This is a genomic window from Burkholderia sp. BCC1644 (assembly GCF_902833225.1).
Classification (GTDB): Bacteria; Pseudomonadota; Gammaproteobacteria; order Burkholderiales; family Burkholderiaceae; genus Burkholderia.
On sequence record NZ_CADFEI010000017.1, the window covers coordinates 157,912 to 176,620 of the forward strand.

An 18,709-nucleotide genomic window follows, 5' to 3' on the forward strand; every position below is an offset into this window, starting at 1 on the left:
ACTCGAATCCGAGTTCATCGTCGCCAATACGACTATCGATTTGGAGCCTGCCGAAGCCAATCTACGGTCCATATGCAATGAACCGAGCCGTCAGCGGCGCCTTACCAACTCTGCGACTCCCCTAACTCGTTGCGCTTCTGTTCAACGTTAGTTACCAGTGCCTGCAAAGAAGTTGTCAGATCCGCATGATCGGCAGTAGCTCTGTACTCCAGTAATTTGAGCTTTAGCGACTCCTCAAGGACCGCCTTCGTCATCTGTGAATATCGCTTTGCAGGCAAGACAAAATAATGACTCTGGGCGTATTGGTGTCGATAGCAGTAGTCCTCAAGCAACAATCGAATATCCGGGTCATCCAAACCACACCCAACAAATATAAAGCTATGGGTTCGAAGCAACGAATCAACCAATCCGTAAAAATCTCGGTGCTCGTTCCGCGCCTTCGCATAATCACCCCTAGAAAATATTAGCTTATCGGGGTGGGTAACGGTGCCATGGCTCTTTATGACAACCCGACCCTGCCCCCTTATAGAATCAGCAATGTCGTTGTCAAAATATTGCTTTACCGATACCGTTCCATTCCCCCGTTGCGCGACCAAGCCATCATAGATATTATCGAAATTTGGAGTAATTGTTATTCTAAAATCAAGTTGCCAAAGATGTTCGTGAATTGGGGCATGGCGATAACCCGGGTCCTGAAATTCAGCCTTTACCAGCTCAACAAAATCATCTCTACCAATAGCGCGCTTAATTATTTCACACGCAGTAAGCAAATCGTTTGCCGCAATAAATTTTTTTACCTCTTTTACTATTGGCTTATTGGCGGCAGGAATTTTCAACAGCGCCGACTCGAGAAATCCGGGCCAACTTTTTGGGCGCTTTTGTCCATCGGCGGATATAGAATTCATTGATATGCCGGACCCAAAGAAAAGCACCGACCGACGCGCCGCAATATCGCGTACTAGACGCTGAGGCCATTCCATTATTCAATACCTTCAAGATTGGCCTCGATATTTTCAGCGATGCTCGAGATGACATCATGGAATTGCCTAACCTTATCGAAATGCGCTCCCACCACACCATCCGCAGACTTTAGCCCAAATATGGGCTTGCTTGCGCTCTGGGACATGGGAACCACGCTCTGGAAATACGGAATCTCACCCAGTTTATAATTCAAGCTTATCCCACCATTAAATCCGTCCACCAGATGCTTTTTAACCGACGGCCCAATTCTTCGGATAATTTTTTCGTAGGCAGATACGGGCTGCTTCTTGCCGTCTACGGTCTTTGCCGTGTATTGCTGCGTGACATATCCCAAAAATTTAATATTAACAGACTCGGCCTCTCCACCTTCTTCGATTGCAAAAGGATGGCCATTATCTTCCTCAAAAACCGATAAACCTCGTTCCAGGCTCCGCTTCCAACTTGCGATTGCCAGCTGAATGTTTTGCAGGCCGCGAAGACTGAATATATCCGACGACATCGGCAAAATAAAATAATCAGACGCGAGCAACACCGTCCTATTTATTGCACCGAGAGACGGCCCAACATCAAAAAAAACATAATCATAACCTTCGTTTTCCGCCCATTCCAATAACGCGCTAAACAGGAATGTCGTCTTAAGTCCTCGCTCTTCCCCCGAAATGGCGTCACCCCAATCTTTTGCCAGAAAATCTTCTGCAAGGGAGAATTTTGGGTCGCCGAGTACCAAGTCGACACCAAACCCCTGGCTTCGGACGACAGGGACCGGCCCGTACCCTTTTGAGCGCTTTAACGAGGTGATGAGATGATTGATCGTCGTAGCATCGTCTCGTGATTTGTAATACTTTTCGAGCAATGATTCCTGCAACATATACGCAGTTGCATTGCACTGAGGGTCTGCGTCAACGACAAGCACCTTGAGGTCGCAGTCGATAGCGAGGTATGCCGCGAGGTTTGCGAGTAGGGTTGTTTTTCCTACGCCACCCTTATTGTTGAATACACAAATTGATCTCATCGTTGTTCGTGGTGTCCAGAGGCTTTAATGTTCCCAAGTGTCGCATAATTCAGGTCGACAACGCTGCAACATCCTCCCTCGGTACTGTCCGGAGCAAATCGAGCATGCAGCTCGCCCCAAGGTGGATCGGCGTAGGATGATGCGCTGTCGAAAGTTTGGCGGAAACGTGCACGGCCAACGTGCGGAGCGATTGACTCCGGGGCGCTCGTGCGTTGCGTGATAGCGGCCGCAAGACCCCCTTTGATCGACTATCGGTAAAGAAATAGTCAAGCATGAATGTCCGGTCTACTGTGTGGTGTGGTCATGTGCCGAACCTACGCACCGGACCTGACAACTCGGCATCCGTGACATGCGGTCGAGGCAACGCCTCAGCAAACCGACCGTCGTAGACGAGCATTATCCCGAGACCACGACTGCCCTTCGCCTCATCCAACGCCTGGCTGCCATACCTGTACAAAAAAACAGTATGCCGATCTACAATCGATGACCACGGTTGCCAACTGACGGCATCCCAAAAGTCAAACCGCGCCTAGCTCGACGGGGCGAACGCCGGGTGCCCTACCCGGTTGGCGCGGTTCCTAAACAGGGCTTTGCTACAGGGCTAGCAATGCGGGAGTTCGGCTCATTCAAACGCTGGTTCACAGTCACACAGGCGGCGAACCTTCTTCGAGAATCGTTCGCCGAGGACATTACGGATTCTGACGTTCTCGATCATGTATATGCAGGGCAGATTCCGGTTTGGTGGGATGCGACGGCGAGATACGCAATACCTGTCGCGCGAGGCTGTCACTGCTTCGGCACGCGTCCAGACCCGTCCATCGCTGGTATGGGGCGCCAGCGATCTGGTGCGGAACGGGAACAGTGGTTCCATCAATCCGAACGCGTTCAATTGCTTGAAGGGGTGTACCGCATAGCCTTCGACGCCCGGAGGGACCGCCAGGAAATCTTCGACGGCGATCGGTTAGGAAAAATTGAATTCACGGACGGAATCCTACTGCTCGATCAAGACAACGACTCTCTGTTGCAGGTACTTCGAAGGATGCCCTCCCGGCCCGCAGGCTCAAACAGCGCGCGGGATTTCATCGTCGATTTGGAGTTTCCCTCTCCAGATACGTTTCGAATCGGTAGCGCCGATCTCCGCAATCTGTTGAGCGATGACCGCACCGGCACTGATGCTTCTGCACCATCCGATCTTGGAGACCGAGAACGCGCGACCCTGCACAAGCAAATTGGCGCTCTCGCGCTCGCTCTAGCGAGCGCATCGAATCGCTATAGGAAGGGGGACGATCCAAACTCGTCGAGAATCGCCGAGGCAGTCACCGATATTCTCGACGCTCTGCCAGATGCCAAGCGACAAGGCACGGGATCATCTTCCATCAGAGCCAGTATCAAAGCGGGCCTTGACCTGCTCAGTGAAGCTTGATCGATTTGCCAGCTAGCAGCGAGTTTTGCCAGCTGGCACCCGCGCCCGACGCAACATATTTAACTAGCGCCATGTTCAACAACCTTGTACGAGGTTTACAGCATGGCTGCCAAGACAACATTCGCACAACCGAGCGCACAGGCGCTCACCACTGCCCCCCAAGCGCTGCCGCTCGACGGATACTCGCGCTGGCAAAATCTCAAGACGTTCGTGCCGCTCTCGCGCGAGTCAATCAGACTGCGTGAAATCGCCGGTCGCTTTCCGCGGCGCGTACAGCTCGGCTCGCAGCGCTGTATTGCATGGCCGAACCGTGAGATTCATCGCTGGCTCTCCGATCCCGCAAACTACCGTGCGGAGGTCTGAGCCATGCAAACAAAAAAAATGGCCGACCCGCAGGCCAGCCAATACAAAAAGAATCTCAATTCGAACGCGAATGTTAACACCAACGGCGCAGATGGCATGTGCTTCCTCGATCTGCGCCGTTCCGACTCCGAGCGACTGCGCGTCACGGTTAGCGAGTATCGCGGCCGCACGCTGATCGACGTTCGAGTCTGGTACGTCGTGGATGGCGGTGAGTGGAAACCCGGCCGGGCCGGCGTATCGCTGCGCCCGGAACAAGCTGGCGAGCTGATGCAGGCGTTGCGACTCGCTGCGCTGGCCGCCGATCCAAAGGGGATGAACTGATGAAAACGGATGACATCCCGAGTTTGACAAAGGTACCCAAAGGGCCTGCATTGAGCGGTATGGTTCGCGCACCCCGCGAGGACCGACTCTCCGAAAGGATGCCCATCATGAAGACCCTTCTTCGTGCGCGCCAAGTCGCGCCTAAAAAAAATGATTCAATACTCCCCTCCCACAGCCGAAGACATGGAGCGTCTGAAACAGGCGCTTGGCAAGAGCAGCACGGAGATGGCCGAGCTCTTCGGCATATCGACCGGGCGGCAGTGGCGCAAGTACATGGCGGCGGATGCGAACAACAGTCGCGATATGGGGATGCACGTGCTGTTCTTCGCGATGGCTCGGCTCGAGCTGGATACGGAGACCTTCGACAGGATAGTGAATCGGATGCGCGCGGTCGGCGCGACGGTCGACCTGGACAAGTCGTAGCGAACGCGGGCCACGATGCCCGCGCTCCCCGCCCCCATTCTCATCATCCGCGAAGCGCTGCGCGCTGCTGCGCTCGCCCCCACCTACCAAGAAGCTCTCGATGTGACCGGCGATGCACTGCGTTGTCTGGCTGAACTTGCCCGCGCGGAGGTGTCGCGTGGCTAAGTTCCTCATCGACGGTCAAGCCCTGGAAGATCTCGGCGGCAATCCCCGGCACCTGGACGCTCGAAGATGGCGACACGCCGAGCACTGTGCCCGGCGCGGTGCCCTCGGCTGTCCTGCTCGTGCTCGGCACCCTATACGATGACCGCGAAGGCACGACCGACCCGCTCACGCCGGCGGTCGAGTCGCTTCTCATGCGCTTGCGCGATCCGGCGGTGGCGTGACGCTCACGGCCGGCACACAACGTTGGCTTGCCCCCTCCCCGTTTGGCTTCGACTGCAGTGGCAAGGACAGCGCGCCCCGCGCCTCGGAGCACCTCGATATTCCTCTTTAAGGTTCGTTGGTGGGTGAGAAGGACGACGTTCCGTGACGTCAATGCGCCCCTCCGTTGTCCGGCGATACATCGACGGGTCGACATGACAAGACAACGCATCAAAAACAAGATCAGCGCATTGACCTTGACCTGAAAAGGTTCGAGAATTAAAGTCAGGACACTGATCTTAGGAGCGTCACCGATGTTCGAAATTTCTGAGGAAGAGATCCTTGGGCGCCTGAAGTTCGACAACCCGTGGTGGGAAGACGAAGCGCCTGACCATGTTGCATACGCGAAGATGCCGCGTCGTAAGTACTTTGCGCCATTCTTGCGCGCCGTGACTGACAGGTCCATCCAACGGGCGGTCGTCCTGATGGGGCCCAGGCGGGTTGGCAAGACCGTCATGGTCTACCACGCGATCGAAGCACTTCTCAAAAGCGGCGTTGAGGCCAAGAACATCCTCTATCTCTCGCTTGAAACGCCACTCTACACCGGTCTAAGGCTAGACAAGATTGTCCAACTGTATACTGGTTTATTGGGCTTAACGAAGAACAGCCAAGTCTTTATTTTCTTCGATGAAATTCAATATCTCAAAGGCTGGGAAATTCATCTAAAATCATTGGTCGACTCTTATGTGGACTATAAGTTCATTGCCACAGGATCTGCTGCCGCAGCACTGCGAATGAAAAGCAATGAATCCGGCGCCGGTCGATTTAGCGATTTTATCCTCCCTCCCCTCACTTTCGCCGAATACCTGCAATTCGTGAACAAGGAAGATTCCCTGATCAAAAAAAGTAACCCTCAATCAGGGAATTATCACTATACCTGCACCAATATTGACGAACTCAACAATGAGTTCATTTGCTATCTCAACTACGGAGGCTATCCGGAGGCTGTTTTTTCCGATACGGTAAAATCAAATCCAGGCCAGTACATCAAAAGCGATATTATCGATAAGGTTTTACTGCGCGACCTCCCAAGCCTGTATGGAATATCTGACATACAGGAGCTCAACAGACTTTTTACCGTACTTGCATATAACACTGGCAACGAAGTCTCCCTTGAGGAATTATCGAAAAGCTCAGGCGTCGCAAAGAATACTATTAAGCGATACTTGGAATATCTCGAAGCAGCATTTCTTATTCGACGCATCGAGAGAATCGACCAAAACGCAAGGCGATTTAAGCGAGCCATGCAGTTCAAGATTTATCTGACAAATCCATCGATGCGCGCCGCATTATTCGGCCAAGTCAGCAAAGATGCCGAAACAATGGGAAACCTGACTGAAACAGCGATTTTCAGCCAATGGCAACATAACGAAAGCATTGAGCTGTACTACGCTCGATGGAACAGTGGCGAAATTGACATCGTGTCACTATCTACCTCAACTCAAAAACCTCAGTGGATTGTGGAGGTAAAATGGAGCGACCGGCCATACGATGATCGCTCGCTTCTCCGCCACTGCGTCGACTTCGCTCAACTACACCCAACCCTGCTCCAGGGTTCCACGCTAATCACAACCAAAACCATAACAGCCGACTTTGAATACAAGGACATGAGTTTCCGGCTACAGCCGAGTAGTCTTTATGCATACATCCTCGGTGCAAACATTTTGAACTATAAGACGATGGTGCATCAGGACATCGCTGTTGCGGGGATGGTAGAGAATGAGACTGATGCCGACGATACGGACGAAGAGTCCGACTTGACCGGCTGAAGTCGACTTGCGGATAGCACAGGTGGGTTGTAGATCGTCCCACGAAGCGGACAGGCTATCCACTTATATCAACGGGGCAACATGCTTGCCACGGGATGGAGGGCGGACACTGCCCCCTCATCACATCGACAATCTGGGGGTTCTTTTGGGGGTGTTTCTCCTCACATACCCCCGAGATTCCTTTTACTTCTTGCAGATATGAATGCTGTCGGGGACCAGCATTTCCCACACCTCCCCCGCTACGCGCCACCACCAGCCTCGCCCCGCCGGAACCGCGCACGCACAACGCCATCAGGCGACAACCGTCCGCCCCCTCACGCAACCCCGCCAACCACCCCTCACATCAACCCCGTCCGTACCTGCGGCATCAAACTCGCATCCGCACCGGTCACGTTAAACGCCCCCTTCGCCGACGACCCCGACGGCAGCGCCATCAAACTGCCATCGCCCAACCGGTTCGCATCGACAACAATCTGGCTCGCCGCACACCCGCTCGCCAGCAGCGACAGCGGCGCACCCGCGATCGACGAGAACGTATTCCCCGTCACGCTGAACGAACACACATTCCCGTACGCCCGAAAACCGGCATAACCGGAGCCGGACACACTGTTGCCCGTCACCGCCACGTTCGTCACCGTTCCCGTCCACGTGTCCAGCTCGATCGCCGCCTGCTGCGTCGGCTGCAGTCCGTTGTTCACGTTCGAATTCTGGATGTTGGTCACGACGTTGCCGGTAATCATGACGTTCGATGCACCATACGTGTTCCAGCTGTCCTCCTGCGCCACCAGGATACCGGCCGCCTTCTGCACGCCGTCGACCGTATTGTTCGAGATCGTCACGGCCTGCCCGCCGACCACCGCAATGCCGCGCCCCCACGGGTTGCCGGACACCGCGTTATGGTCGATCAGCACGTTGCTGCTGAGACGGCCGTCGCCGAGATAGCTGACGACGGCGATCAAATCGTCGCCGGTGGCCGTCACCGTATTGTTCTGCACGAGCACGTTGATCGATCCGTTGGTCGTGTGGATGCCATCGGCCAGCGTCGCGTGGACGGTATTGCCGACGATCGCGACGCCATTGCCACCGAACACGAAAATCCCCGCACTCGCGCCGCCGTCGATCGTCACTTGCAGCACCTGGACGCCCGCGCCCGTCACCTCGACCTTGGTCGAGGCCGGCGTCGTAAGCCGCGTCGTGCCGGTACCGACCAGCGTCACGCCCACGAGCGTCGAACCGGTGCCGCTCATCACGATCGTTTGGTCTGCGGGATTCGTGGCGGCCAGCGTCGCGCCGTATCCGGAAATCACCGCCTGCGGCACGCTGACCGTGAGCGAATGCCCGACGACGTAACGCCCCGGCGCGATGACGAGGCGCTGGCCGGTCTTCAGGCTGTCGAATGCCTTTTGCAGCGCATCGGCCTGATCGCTGCCGTCGGCGGCCGGATAGACGGTTAAGTCGGCGACGAGAGCGGAATTTGCACCTTGCGTGGGCAAAGGCGCCGCTCCGGAGGCCGTGCCGGCCACACTGGATGCCGCGCCGGACGTCGTGCCCGCCACACTGGACGTCGGCGCGGGGCTGGCGGGATTTGCCGATGAAGGCGAGCTGCCGGACGCCGCGCTGGCAGGCTCGGCGGGCGACGCCGGCGAAACGGATGTGCCCGCAACGGTCTGCGCCGCATTGTTGTCGCCGCCACCGCACGCGGCGAGGCCAAGGCAAAGCGCGGCGAGCATCGCCCGATCGACTGTACGCATAGGATTTCTGACGAGCCCGAGATGGCGCCATCCTAAGTACACGTGGCGTCTTTGTAAATGAGGCCTTCGTCCACCGTGTCGCACTGTGCGCCGTACGCACAAACCGTTGGCGATCCTCTGCGATTCATCGTCGTGACATGCGACATGCGATCGCACTTCGCCCGATCCCCATGGACCCGCACCGCACATTGCGTAGAATCCCGAACCTTCGCCCGTACCCGGACCCGACCATGATTCGAACCATCGCGGCGCTGGCCGCGCTTTCGGCCCTGACCTGCACGGCGAACGCCACCGCTACCGGCGCGGCGCCTGCCAGGCAGCGCTATGTCAGCCCGGGCATCGCCAACGTCACGGCCGCCGCAGCACCGCATCAGGAAAACACTTCGTCGGACGCCCGCTGCCGGGAACTGGCCGCAGGCATCGACGCGGTCACGCATGCCCCGGACCGCGGCCACAAGGTCGTGCGCGGCTTCGGCCCGGACGGCAAGCCGCGCAACGAACTGCACGCCTACGACAGACGGGCCGACCTCGAAGCCGAGCATCAACAGCTCGGCTGCCGATAACGAACGTCACACTGCCCGGCCGGATCACGCCGGGCGCCAGCCCTTACGCGTTCGCACCGCCGTCGATCGTCAAGCCGGTGCCATTGATCGACCGCCCTTCCGGCCCGACGACGAACGCCACGAGCGCGGCGACGTCATCGGCCTTGCCGTACTGCGGAATCGCCATCCGCGAACGCTGCGCACCGGCATGGTCGCCGTCGGCCGGATTCATGTCGGTATCGGTCGAGCCCGGATGCACGATATTGACCGTGATGCCGCGCGAGCCGAGATCGCGCGCGAGCCCCTGCGTCCAGCCGATCAGCGCGGCCTTGCTCGCCGCATAGAGGCTCATCCCCGCATCGGGTACGCGCGTCGCGAGGCAGCTGCCGGTCGACACGATGCGCCCGCCCTCGCCGAGATGCCGCGCCGCCGCCTGCGACGCGACGATCACCGCGCGCACGTTCACGTTCAGCGTCGCGTCGATATCGTCGAGCGTGAGGTCGTCGAGCGTACCGGCCCGGAAAATCCCCGCGTTGTTGACGAGGATGTCGAGCCCGCCGAATGCCTCCGCGGCACGGTCGACCGCATCGCGCACCGCAACCGGATCGGCGCTGTCGGCCTGGATCGCGACGGCACGGCGGCCCAGCGCCTCGATGCTCGCGACGACGGCCTGCGCCCGCTCGGCCGATTTTTCGTACGTGATGGCGACGTCCGCGCCGTCGGCCGCCAGCCGTTTGGCGATTGCCGCGCCGATGCCGCGGCTGCCGCCCGTGATGAGTGCGCGCTTGCCCTGAAGTCGGTTCATGTCGGTTCCTTTCCTCATTTATGTAACGACCGACACAGAATGTGGCAAGTTGCGCGCCACAGTCAATTGATTTATTTTATCGATCGATACAGAAATCGACGATGGGACGGATGCAATGGCTGAACGGGGCCGACCGAGAAGCTTCGACAAGGAAGCGGCGCTGGATCGCGCGATGGAGGTGTTCTGGCGCCTCGGCTACGAGGGGGCGTCGATGACCGACCTGACGACCGCGATGGGCATCGCGTCGCCGAGCCTGTACGCGGCGTTCGGCAGCAAGGAAGCGTTGTTCCGGCAGGCGCTCGAGCACTACGGCGCAACGGAGGGACGGGAACTCTGGGGGGGCGTCGAACGGGCAGACAGCGCACACGACGCCGTGCAGAACTACCTGATGGATACGGCGCGCGTGTTCACGCGGCGCTCGAAGCCGGCCGGCTGTCTGGTCGTGCTGTCGGCGCTGCATCCGGCCGAACGTTCCGATACGGTCCGGCAAACGCTGATCGCGATGCGCGAGGGCACGGTCGAGGCGTTGCGGGAGCGCCTCCGGCGAGGCGTCGCGACCGGCGAGATCTCGGCAAACGCCAACCTCGATGCGATCGCTCGGTACTACGTGACGGTCCAGCAGGGGATGTCGATCCAGGCGCGCGACGGTGCGAGCCGACGCGATCTGGAGGCCATCGCGCAAGCCGCGCTGGCCGCATGGCCGGCGCTCGTCGGCGCGCGCGGCGCCTAACCGGATAACGACGCGGCCGTGCGCGGCCGCGCCGGCGCATCGTTACTGCTTCGCCGCGTGCTGCACGTCCTTCGACGCATGCCACACGCGATAGCGCACCTCGAAACCGTCCGGCACATAGACGACGAGCGGCAGGCGGCTGTTGTAGCGCAGCAGCTGGCCGTCGCCGCGCACCTGCACGAAGCGTTGCTGCGGCGCCTGGCCCGGGCACGCCATCAGCGTCGAGGCCGGCCCCTTCACGTCGGTGAGCTGGTAGTACGTATAGCCCCAGCCCTTCACGTCCTCGGCGGTGAGCTCGCCGCCGAACCACTGCTGGTTGCAATCGGTCTGCAGCGTCTTGCCGATCATCAGCTCGACGCGCGCATCGCCTTCGTTCTCGAGCGCGGGCAGCCCGATCACGACGCGCTGCTGGCCGGCTGCCGCCTGCGGAAACATCTTGATCGACTCCGCCGGCACGGCGGGCGCCGATGCGGGGCTCGCCACGCACGCAGCGGCAGTCGTGACGCAGAAAGCGGCCAGCGCGGCCCGGATCGCGAATTTCATCGATGTGCTCCTGAAAATCAAATGAGCCCCGGATGCTAACACTTTCGCATCAGGCCCTTACGGAGCTGTAATTTGCAGACACAATTGCAAACAGTCGCCGGCTCCCGTGCGCGGTACTTATACGGCAACCAACGGAGAACATCATGCTGAAGCTCATTGCTGCCGCCGGCGTCGCGACCTTGCTGGCCGGCTGCGTCGTCGCCCCGGACGCCGGATACGGCTACGGGCAGCCCTACTATTCCGATCCCGGCTACGCATACGCGCCGTCCCCCGTGTACGGCACGGTCAACATCTGGGGCGGTGGCGGCGGGCGCGACTGGGATCGCGGCCGGCGCGACTACCACCGTTGGGACGGCGATCGCGGCAATCGCGGCAACGGCTGGGGACGCGGCGGGCGCCGCGGCGACTGGAACGATGGCGGCGGGCGCGGTGACGGCGGTGGCGGCCATCGCCACTGACGGGCAATTGCAACCGTTTGTATCCGCGCACGGCCCGCCGATGGCCGGTCGTGCATCACGCGGACGAACGGATGGCCGCACGAACGCAAAGGCCCTCGCATGAAGCGAGGGCCTTTTGTCGTCCGGTCCTGCGATATGAACGTCGGCGGGTATCGGCCTGCCGGCGCCCTGCCCGTTCAAGTATCGCGTGCGCCCGCTTACCAGCCGGCCGGCTGCGCGTAGCCGCCCTGCACCGGCGCACCGCACACGTACGCACGCTGGTAGCGGTCATAGCAATAGTTCGGGCCTTCGTCCTGGTACTGCGCCTGCTGATAGGTCGGATACGCAGGCTGCTGGTACGCCGGCGCCTGGTAGTACGTCGGCGGCTGATAGGCCGGTGCCTGGTACACGGGCGCCTGATACGCGACGGGCGGATTCATCGCGGACGTCACGATCGCGCCCAGCACCGCGCCGCCGATCAAGGCGCCGATGACGGCGCCGCCGTCGCGGCCATGCGCGGACGCCGGGCCCGCGACGGCGAGCGAACCGGCGAGGACACACACTGCGGCAATCTTTTTCATGATGGACTCCCACGCGAAGTGGTACTGGATGCGATGCATTGTGGCGGCACGCGGCCGTAATAGATGCAGCAAGTGGTAACGCGCGATTACCGGTATCACGCCCACCGGAACGTCGCGCCGCCATGCTACGATTTTCGGCATACAGGAGACGCCTTCATGCAGCCCGAAACCGCCCGCCGTTTCGATACCGAATTCGCGCCGCGCATCGCGCAGGCAATCGCCGCCTTCTTCGCCGAGCACGTGCTGACCGACGTCGTGCCATACGGCGGCCACGGGCATCCGACGCGCGTGCAGATCCGCAGCGCGCCGCACGAGCATGTAAGCGGCTTCGAGCATCCGCTGAACCTCGAGCTGACCTGGGACACCGACGAGATCGAACGGTTGATGGCGCCGGACGGCCCGCAGCGCTTCGAGCACTACCTGGCCGCGCTGCCGAAAAAACTGGGGGCGTGGCAAGGCGCGCGGGACATCGATCTCGCGTCGCGCACGCAAGCCGACCCGCTCGTGCGGCTCGGCGGTCTCGACTTCGAAGGCTGAGTGCCCGCGCCGGCCGGCAGCCGCGCGTGCCGGCGTCGCGTCACGCGGCCCGGTGATACACTCGACCGGCCCCGTTCCGGTGCAGCCGCGCCGGCCGGGCCGTTCATCGCCGCCTCCACCCTCCCGCATGGTTGCGCACGCAACCGGCAACCGGGCGCGCGGACAACCCTGCTCTCGCTCCCGTCATGAACGCCGATACCGGCCTGCCGCTTCCGCAACGTTACTGGGCGATCGTCTGCGTCGCACTGGGCATCACGCTCGCCGTGCTCGACGGCGCGATCGCGAACGTCGCGCTGCCGACGATCGCACGCGACCTGCACGCGTCCGACGCCGCATCGATCTGGATCGTCAACGCGTACCAGCTCGCGGTCACGATCACGCTGCTGCCGCTCGCGTCGCTCGGCGAGCGCATCGGCTATCGCCGCATCTACATCGCCGGGCTCGCGCTGTTCACCGCGGCCTCGCTCGGCTGCGCGCTCGCCGGTTCGCTGCCGATGCTGGCCGTGATGCGCGTGATCCAGGGCTTCGGCGCGGCCGGCATCATGAGCGTCAACGCGGCGCTCGTGCGGATGATCTACCCGTCGTCGCTGCTCGGGCGCGGGCTGTCGATCAATGCGATGGTCGTCGCGCTGTCGTCGGCGATCGGGCCGACGGTCGCGTCCGCGATCCTGTCGTTCGCATCGTGGCCCTGGCTGTTCGCGGTCAACGTGCCGATCGGCATCGCCGCGGTTCTCGGCAGCCTGCGTGCGCTGCCGGCCAACCCGCTGCACGACGCGCCGTACGATTTCCCGAGCGCGCTGATGAACGCGTGCGTGTTCGGCCTGCTGATCACGGCCGTCGACGGGCTCGGGCACGGCGAAGGCCACGCGTACGTCGCGGCCGAGCTGGCAGTGGCGTTCGTCGTCGGCTACTTCTTCGTGAAGCGCCAGCTGTCGCAGCCGGCGCCGCTCCTGCCCGTCGACCTGATGCGCATCCCGATGTTCGCGCTGTCGATCTACACGTCGACGGCATCGTTCACGTCGCAGATGCTCGCATTCGTCGCGCTGCCGTTCTGGCTGCAGAACTCGCTCGGCTTCTCGCAGGTCGAGACGGGCCTCTACATGACGCCATGGCCGCTCGTGATCGTGTTCGCCGCCCCGCTCGCGGGCGTGCTGTCGGACCGCTATTCGGCCGGCATCCTCGGCGGGATCGGGCTGGCGCTGTTCGCGGCCGGGCTGCTGTCGCTCGCGACGATCGGCGCGCATCCGGGCACCGTCGACATCGTGTGGCGGATGGCGCTGTGCGGCGCGGGCTTCGGGCTGTTCCAGTCGCCGAACAACCGCGCGATGCTGTCGTCGGCGCCGCGCGAGCGCAGCGGCGGCGCGGGCGGCATGCTGAGCACCGCGCGCCTGACCGGCCAGACACTCGGCGCCGCGCTGGTCGCGTTGATTTTCGGGCTGTCGCCGGATCGCGGGCCGACGATCGCGCTCTACGTCGCCACGGCGTTCGCGGCGGTGGCAGCCGTCGTGAGCATGCTGCGCATCACGTCGCCACGGCCGGACGCAGCGACCTGACGCCGCCGCGCGTCGGCACACGCGACGCGCATCACGCGGCGTCGAGCGCGTCCATCACGAAACGCACGCGCGCCTTCACGCTCACGCGCGGCAACTCGATCAGCCGGTATCCATACGACGTGTAGCAGTCGACCATCGCGTCGTAGGTCCGCTCGGCTTCCGCGAAATCCTGCCGGCGCTCCGTGTCCTGCGCATAGATCTCGGGCCACGGCGGGGCGATGAACACGCGCCGGTGATAGCGGAAACGGCGGGCCGCGGCTTCCGCATGCGCGGGTACCGCCAGCCCGGTCAGCCGCAGGTAGCCGACCACGTCCGGCACGCCACGATCGAAGAACACGGGCCCGCGCGCCTGCCGCGCGAGATGGTACGAACGCATCTCCCAGCTCAGCATCAGCTCGGCGAACGCGGCCGGGTCGCGCCATGGCAGCGCGACGCCGTCGATGGCCATCTGGTCGCGGATCACGCCGCGCCCGGCCTCCTGCGAACGCGCGAAACCGGCGCGTTCGAGCGCATCGAGCAAGGTGCTCTTGCCCGAACCCGGGCCGCCCGTCACGACGAAGAAGCGGCCGACGGCGTCGTCCGTCTCCTCGTCCCCGGCGCCCGCGCCCGGTGCGAATTCATGCATGCGCAACCCGCCGGCCCGCACGTTGCGTGACCGACGCCGCCGCCGCGACACTGCGCAAGTCCGCGACGAACGTGTCGCGCCAGACCGACAGGTCGTTTTCACGGAGCCGCGCGAGGTTCTCCTCATGACGCGCCTGCCGCTCCGCGAGCGGCATCGACAGCGCACGTTCGAGCGCCTCGGCCATCTGCGACAGGTCGTACGGATTGACGAGCAGCGCGCCGGTCAGCTCGGCTGCCGCGCCGGCGAACTCCGACAGCACGAGCACGCCCGGATCGGCCGGATCCTGCGACGCGACGTACTCCTTCGCGACGAGATTCATCCCGTCGCGCAGCGGCGTCACGTAGCCGACCTGCGACATCCGGAAGAACGCCATCAGCAGGTTGCGCTCGTACTTGCGGTTCAGGTACTGGATCGGCGTCCAGTCGAGTTGCGAGAAGCGGCCGTTGATGCGGCCGGCTTCGCCTTCGAGCGTTTCGCGAATGTCCTGGTAGGTCTGCACGTCCGAACGCGTCGGCGGCGCGATCTGCAACAGCGACACACGCCCCTGCCAGCCCGGCGCGTTCGCGAGCATCCGCTCGAACGACTGGAAGCGCTCGACGAGCCCCTTCGAGTAATCGAGCCGGTCAACGCTCATCACGAGCTTGCGGCCGTCGAGCGCCTCGCGCAGCATCTTCACCGGTTTGCGCGTGCCGTACTGGACGGCCGCCTGCGCGATCGCGTCGGGATGCACGCCGATCGGATAGGCGGCGACTTTCACGACGCGACCGTGCGCGTGCAGCATCCCGTCGTCGCTTGCCGCGCCGATCCCGCGCCGTTCGATGTAGTCGGTGAATGCCTGCTTGTCGGCCTCGGTCTGGAAGCCCGCGATGTCGTACGCGCACATGAACTTCACGAGCTCCTCGTGCGGCGGCACGAGGCGCAGCATGTCGGGCGACGGAAACGGGATGTGCAGGAAGAAGCCGATCGGGTTCTTCACGCCGAGCTCGCGCAGGTAATGCGCGAACGGCAGCAGATGGTAGTCGTGTACCCAGATCAGATCGTCGGGCCGCAGCAGCGCGGCAAGCTGCTTCGCAAGCATCGCGTTCACGCGCAGATAACCGGCGTACTCCTGACGATCGAAGCGCGCGAGATCGCCGCGGTAATGGAACACCGGCCACAGCGTCGCGTTCGAGAAACCGCGGTAGTACTGATCGTAGTCGCGCCGTGTCAGCCCGACCGTCGCATACGTGACGTTGCCGTCCCGCTGGATTGTCGGTTCGGCGTCGGGCGTACCGCCGATCTCGCCGTTCCAGCCGAACCAGACGCCACCGCTTTCCTTCAGCGCATCCATCACGCCGACGGCCAGGCCGCCCGCGCTCGGGCGCGTGTCCTCGCCGGCGGCGACACGGTTCGATACCACGATCAATCTGCTCATGCGGCTTCCCCTCCTCGATTCGATTGGCGGGCGCGCGACGCGCGCCCGAGCGGACACGGCTGCCAGAAGGCGGCCGCGCGTCGGCTCAGTTCCGAGAAATGCAATGAAATACGGCGGTGGAATGCTGCAACGACGGCATCAAGCGTCCTGTTCCTGACCGAGGTCGCGTTGATAGTCGAGCCCTTCCGGGCGAGCGCCGCCCTGGTTGTGATCGCCGTCGGACGGCGTCTCGTCGGGCGCGCCGGCAGGCGGAGCCGATGGTGCGTCAGCCTGCGGACGCGGGCGGTCTGCCCCCGCGTCAGGTGGCCGGTGTGACAACCGTTTTGAACGGCGCATGGCTGGGTGTCTCATGTGCGGCGCGGCTCGAGGCCGTTGAAGAAACATTCCATAACAAAACAGTCTAGGTCGGTTCCTTGCACGCCGAGGTAACAATTACCTTCAATTTGTAACGTTTCGACCCCTCGTTAATCATCTATCCGACAATAGCGCCGCGCGTACGCGCGCTGGATGCCGACCGGCGATTTGTCAAAGCTTTGCAGTTTTCCTATGACAATTGCGAAACAATGATGCGGCATCAGGGCGTGCATGCGCCGCCGCTCACCCAGACAGGACTTGCACTCAGGGATGAACATTCGTTTCGATTCGCCGCGTCGGGCCATGCCGGCGCGCGTCATGCTGGCCGTCATCGCCACGGCCGCACTGCTGTCAGGCTGCAACTCGCTGTACAGCGAAGGCGCGACAGCCGGCGCCGGTATCGCGGGCGCCGCGATCGCTTCCAAGGTCACGAACAACGCCGCCGTTGCGACGGGTATCGGCCTCGGCGCCGTGGCCGGCGCGCGAGCCGGCGTCCAGTACTCGCAGCGCGTCGCACACCGTTACACACAGGAACAGATCGCGAAGGCGGCCGGCCCGCTCGACGTGGGCGGCGTCGCGCCGTGGTCGACGCACCACTCGTTCCCGATCGAGGACGACGAACAGGGCCGCGTGACGGTCAGCCGGATGATCAGCGTCGGCCCGCTCGACTGCAAGGAAATCGTGTTCGCGGTCGACACGCCCGCGAAGCCCGACAAGGCCGCGCAGTCGGCGTTCTACGTTGCCACCCTCTGCCGCGACGGCCCCGTGTGGAAATGGGCGTCGGCCGAGCCGGCGACCGAACGCTGGGGCGCGCTGCAATGAGCGTCGCGATCCGTCTCGCGGCCATCGGCGCACTGTGCGCGGCGACGGCCGCGCTGTCGGGCTGCGGCTCGGTCGGCGCGGCGAGCGGCGCGCTGGCCGGCGCGGCGACCGGCCTCGTCACCGCGAACCCGGCGGTCGGCGTCGGCGTCGGGATCGCCGTGCAGGCCGCGACCGACGAGGCCGTCAACCGCACGATGAAGCAGCTCCATCAGAACCAGCAGGACGCGATCGCGAAAACCGCGGGCAGCCTGGCCGTCGGCGAAGTGAAGCCGTGGAAGGTGAAGAACACGCTGCCGCTGGAAAACGGCGAAGGCGAAGTGCGCGTCACGCGCGCGTACGCGTCGGCGCTCGCGATGTGCAAGGAATTCGCGTTTTCGGTGAAGGACGGCGACAAGGCCGACTGGTATTTCGCGAATGCGTGCCAGCAAGGCACGCACTGGAAGTGGGCGTCGGCGGAACCGGCGGTCGACCGGTGGGGGAATTTGCAGTAACGGCGCGATGCGCGGCGCATGCGAATGCCGGGCCGACGGCCCGGCATCGTCGATCAGGACTCGACGTCCTCGAGACTGAAGATCTCGGTCTGGTCGTTGTACGAGAAGATCTCGCCGTAGCGGCCCCAGTCGATCACCGCGTCGAGCGTTTCCTCGGCCGCGCCGTCGGACAGGAAATCCTCCAGCTCCTGCTCGAAGCGCACGCGCGGCGCGCGATGGCCAGGACGCTCGTTCAGCACCTTCTTGATCCGTGCAGCGAGCGGCACGTGTTTCAGCAGGTGATCGGCGAACATCAGCTTGCGCTCCTGCGTGCCGAATTCCGCGAACACGCGCCCCGGCGGCGTCAGGAACACGTCGCCTTCGCGCACGTCCGCGAAACCGAGGTACTGCAGCACTTCGGCGATCGGGAACAGGTCGTCGACCTCGAGGTGCAGCGTACGCGCGATTTCCGGCATGTCCGCGCGGCCATGATACGGCGCCATCGCGAGCGTTTCGATCAGGCCGGCCATCAGGTTGGTCGACACCTGCGGCAGCCAGCTGCCGAGTTCGAGCCCCTTCTTCGTCGCCTCGTTGGTCTGGCGCGCGGTCATCTTCGCGTAGATGTCGTCGACCAGCTTGCGGAACGCCGGGTCGAGCCGGTTGCGCGGATGCTTGAACGGCACCTTGATCTCGGCGATCACGCGGCCCGGGTTCGACGACAGCACGAGGATCCGGTCGCACATGAACACGGCTTCCTCGATGTTGTGCGTGACGATCAGCACCGACTTGATCGGCATGCGGCCTTGCGTCCACAGATCGAGCAGGTCGGT

At 62.4% G+C, this 18,709-nt stretch carries 22 protein-coding genes; 12 read left to right on the top strand and 10 right to left on the bottom strand.

The genetic code is table 11. From position 1 onward, the window contains the following. Positions 1–101 precede the first annotated feature (101 nt). Both HWX87_RS29015 and HWX87_RS29020 read right to left on the bottom strand, forming a co-directional pair. Entirely contained in the window at positions 102–980 is an 879-nt protein-coding gene (locus HWX87_RS29015) for an SIR2 family protein (RefSeq protein ID WP_176050464.1), read from the bottom strand. Beyond that, the gene (locus HWX87_RS29020; protein WP_124921213.1) at positions 980–1,993 is read right to left on the bottom strand and encodes an AAA family ATPase; all 1,014 of its coding nucleotides are present in this window, start codon (positions 1,991–1,993) and stop codon (positions 980–982) included. The genes HWX87_RS29015 and HWX87_RS29020 overlap by 1 nt, the downstream gene beginning before the upstream one ends. Positions 1,994–2,546: 553 nt before the next feature. Here HWX87_RS29020 and HWX87_RS29025 point away from each other — a divergent pair. The 5 genes from HWX87_RS29025 to HWX87_RS29045 all read left to right on the top strand — a co-directional run bounded on the left by HWX87_RS29025 (position 2,547) and on the right by HWX87_RS29045 (position 6,715). After that, positions 2,547–3,416: a hypothetical protein gene (locus tag HWX87_RS29025; RefSeq protein ID WP_176050465.1), complete on the top strand. Its 870-nt coding sequence runs from the start codon at positions 2,547–2,549 to the stop codon at positions 3,414–3,416. 102 nt (positions 3,417–3,518) lie between these two features. Beyond that, on the top strand, positions 3,519–3,779 hold the full coding sequence (locus tag HWX87_RS29030; protein WP_176050466.1) for an AlpA family phage regulatory protein: 261 nt from the start codon (positions 3,519–3,521) through the stop codon (positions 3,777–3,779). A gap of 3 nt (positions 3,780–3,782) precedes the next feature. Then, entirely contained in the window at positions 3,783–4,100 is a 318-nt protein-coding gene (locus HWX87_RS29035; RefSeq protein ID WP_244137779.1) for a transcriptional coactivator p15/PC4 family protein, read from the top strand. Positions 4,101–4,283: 183 nt separating this feature from the next. Continuing rightward, the gene (locus tag HWX87_RS29040; RefSeq protein ID WP_244137780.1) at positions 4,284–4,523 is read left to right on the top strand and encodes an XRE family transcriptional regulator; all 240 of its coding nucleotides are present in this window, start codon (positions 4,284–4,286) and stop codon (positions 4,521–4,523) included. 677 nt (positions 4,524–5,200) lie between these two features. Next, positions 5,201–6,715: an ATP-binding protein gene (locus tag HWX87_RS29045; protein WP_176050467.1), complete on the top strand. Its 1,515-nt coding sequence runs from the start codon at positions 5,201–5,203 to the stop codon at positions 6,713–6,715. Between the two features lie 338 nt (positions 6,716–7,053). Here HWX87_RS29045 and HWX87_RS29050 read toward each other — a convergent pair whose 3' ends face one another. Further along, entirely contained in the window at positions 7,054–8,208 is a 1,155-nt protein-coding gene (locus tag HWX87_RS29050) for a right-handed parallel beta-helix repeat-containing protein (protein WP_244137785.1), read from the bottom strand. Between the two features lie 488 nt (positions 8,209–8,696). Here HWX87_RS29050 and HWX87_RS29055 point away from each other — a divergent pair, with 488 nt between their 5' ends. Continuing rightward, complete coding sequence (locus tag HWX87_RS29055; RefSeq protein ID WP_176050468.1) at positions 8,697–9,029, top strand: hypothetical protein; 333 nt, start codon at positions 8,697–8,699, stop codon at positions 9,027–9,029. A gap of 43 nt (positions 9,030–9,072) precedes the next feature. Here the strand turns inward: HWX87_RS29055 and HWX87_RS29060 are convergent, their stop codons facing one another. Continuing rightward, complete coding sequence (locus HWX87_RS29060; RefSeq protein ID WP_176050469.1) at positions 9,073–9,813, bottom strand: SDR family NAD(P)-dependent oxidoreductase; 741 nt, start codon at positions 9,811–9,813, stop codon at positions 9,073–9,075. Positions 9,814–9,928: 115 nt separating this feature from the next. On the opposite strand from HWX87_RS29060, the gene HWX87_RS29065 reads away from it, so the two are divergent. Further along, entirely contained in the window at positions 9,929–10,543 is a 615-nt protein-coding gene (locus HWX87_RS29065; protein WP_176050470.1) for a TetR/AcrR family transcriptional regulator, read from the top strand. Positions 10,544–10,585: 42 nt separating this feature from the next. Here HWX87_RS29065 and eco read toward each other — a convergent pair whose 3' ends face one another. Further along, on the bottom strand, positions 10,586–11,086 hold the full coding sequence (gene eco / locus HWX87_RS29070; protein ID WP_176050471.1) for a serine protease inhibitor ecotin: 501 nt from the start codon (positions 11,084–11,086) through the stop codon (positions 10,586–10,588). 143 nt (positions 11,087–11,229) lie between these two features. Between eco and HWX87_RS29075 the strand changes: the two genes are divergently transcribed. Continuing rightward, positions 11,230–11,544: a hypothetical protein gene (locus tag HWX87_RS29075; protein ID WP_034190701.1), complete on the top strand. Its 315-nt coding sequence runs from the start codon at positions 11,230–11,232 to the stop codon at positions 11,542–11,544. A gap of 197 nt (positions 11,545–11,741) precedes the next feature. On the opposite strand, the gene HWX87_RS29080 is transcribed toward HWX87_RS29075, so the two are convergent. Then, the gene (locus tag HWX87_RS29080) at positions 11,742–12,143 is read right to left on the bottom strand and encodes a hypothetical protein (protein ID WP_176050472.1); all 402 of its coding nucleotides are present in this window, start codon (positions 12,141–12,143) and stop codon (positions 11,742–11,744) included. Between the two features lie 117 nt (positions 12,144–12,260). On the opposite strand from HWX87_RS29080, the gene HWX87_RS29085 reads away from it, so the two are divergent. Both HWX87_RS29085 and HWX87_RS29090 read left to right on the top strand, forming a co-directional pair. Continuing rightward, on the top strand, positions 12,261–12,641 hold the full coding sequence (locus tag HWX87_RS29085; protein WP_176050473.1) for a DUF5594 family protein: 381 nt from the start codon (positions 12,261–12,263) through the stop codon (positions 12,639–12,641). A gap of 185 nt (positions 12,642–12,826) precedes the next feature. Then, on the top strand, positions 12,827–14,194 hold the full coding sequence (locus HWX87_RS29090; RefSeq protein WP_176050474.1) for an MFS transporter: 1,368 nt from the start codon (positions 12,827–12,829) through the stop codon (positions 14,192–14,194). A 31-nt stretch (positions 14,195–14,225) separates the two neighbouring features. Here the strand turns inward: HWX87_RS29090 and HWX87_RS29095 are convergent, their stop codons facing one another. From HWX87_RS29095 to HWX87_RS38125, 3 genes are all read right to left on the bottom strand, one after another. Next, complete coding sequence (locus HWX87_RS29095; protein ID WP_176050475.1) at positions 14,226–14,819, bottom strand: AAA family ATPase; 594 nt, start codon at positions 14,817–14,819, stop codon at positions 14,226–14,228. Then, positions 14,812–16,233, bottom strand: a complete 1,422-nt coding sequence (gene otsA / locus HWX87_RS29100; RefSeq protein WP_176050476.1) for an alpha,alpha-trehalose-phosphate synthase (UDP-forming) — start codon at positions 16,231–16,233, stop codon at positions 14,812–14,814. Before otsA ends, HWX87_RS29095 begins: the two co-directional genes overlap by 8 nt. 138 nt (positions 16,234–16,371) lie before the next feature. Further along, a complete protein-coding gene (locus tag HWX87_RS38125; RefSeq protein ID WP_244137781.1) occupies positions 16,372–16,569 on the bottom strand; it encodes a hypothetical protein in 198 nt (65 codons plus the stop codon). Positions 16,570–16,857: 288 nt separating this feature from the next. On the opposite strand from HWX87_RS38125, the gene HWX87_RS29105 reads away from it, so the two are divergent. Both HWX87_RS29105 and HWX87_RS29110 read left to right on the top strand, forming a co-directional pair. After that, positions 16,858–17,409, top strand: a complete 552-nt coding sequence (locus HWX87_RS29105; protein WP_176050477.1) for a hypothetical protein — start codon at positions 16,858–16,860, stop codon at positions 17,407–17,409. Next, the gene (locus HWX87_RS29110) at positions 17,406–17,900 is read left to right on the top strand and encodes a hypothetical protein (protein ID WP_176050478.1); all 495 of its coding nucleotides are present in this window, start codon (positions 17,406–17,408) and stop codon (positions 17,898–17,900) included. Before HWX87_RS29105 ends, HWX87_RS29110 begins: the two co-directional genes overlap by 4 nt. A gap of 53 nt (positions 17,901–17,953) precedes the next feature. On the opposite strand, the gene HWX87_RS29115 is transcribed toward HWX87_RS29110, so the two are convergent. Next, the coding region (locus HWX87_RS29115) for an AAA-associated domain-containing protein (protein ID WP_176050479.1) at positions 17,954–18,709 on the bottom strand (756 nt) is incomplete at its 5' end.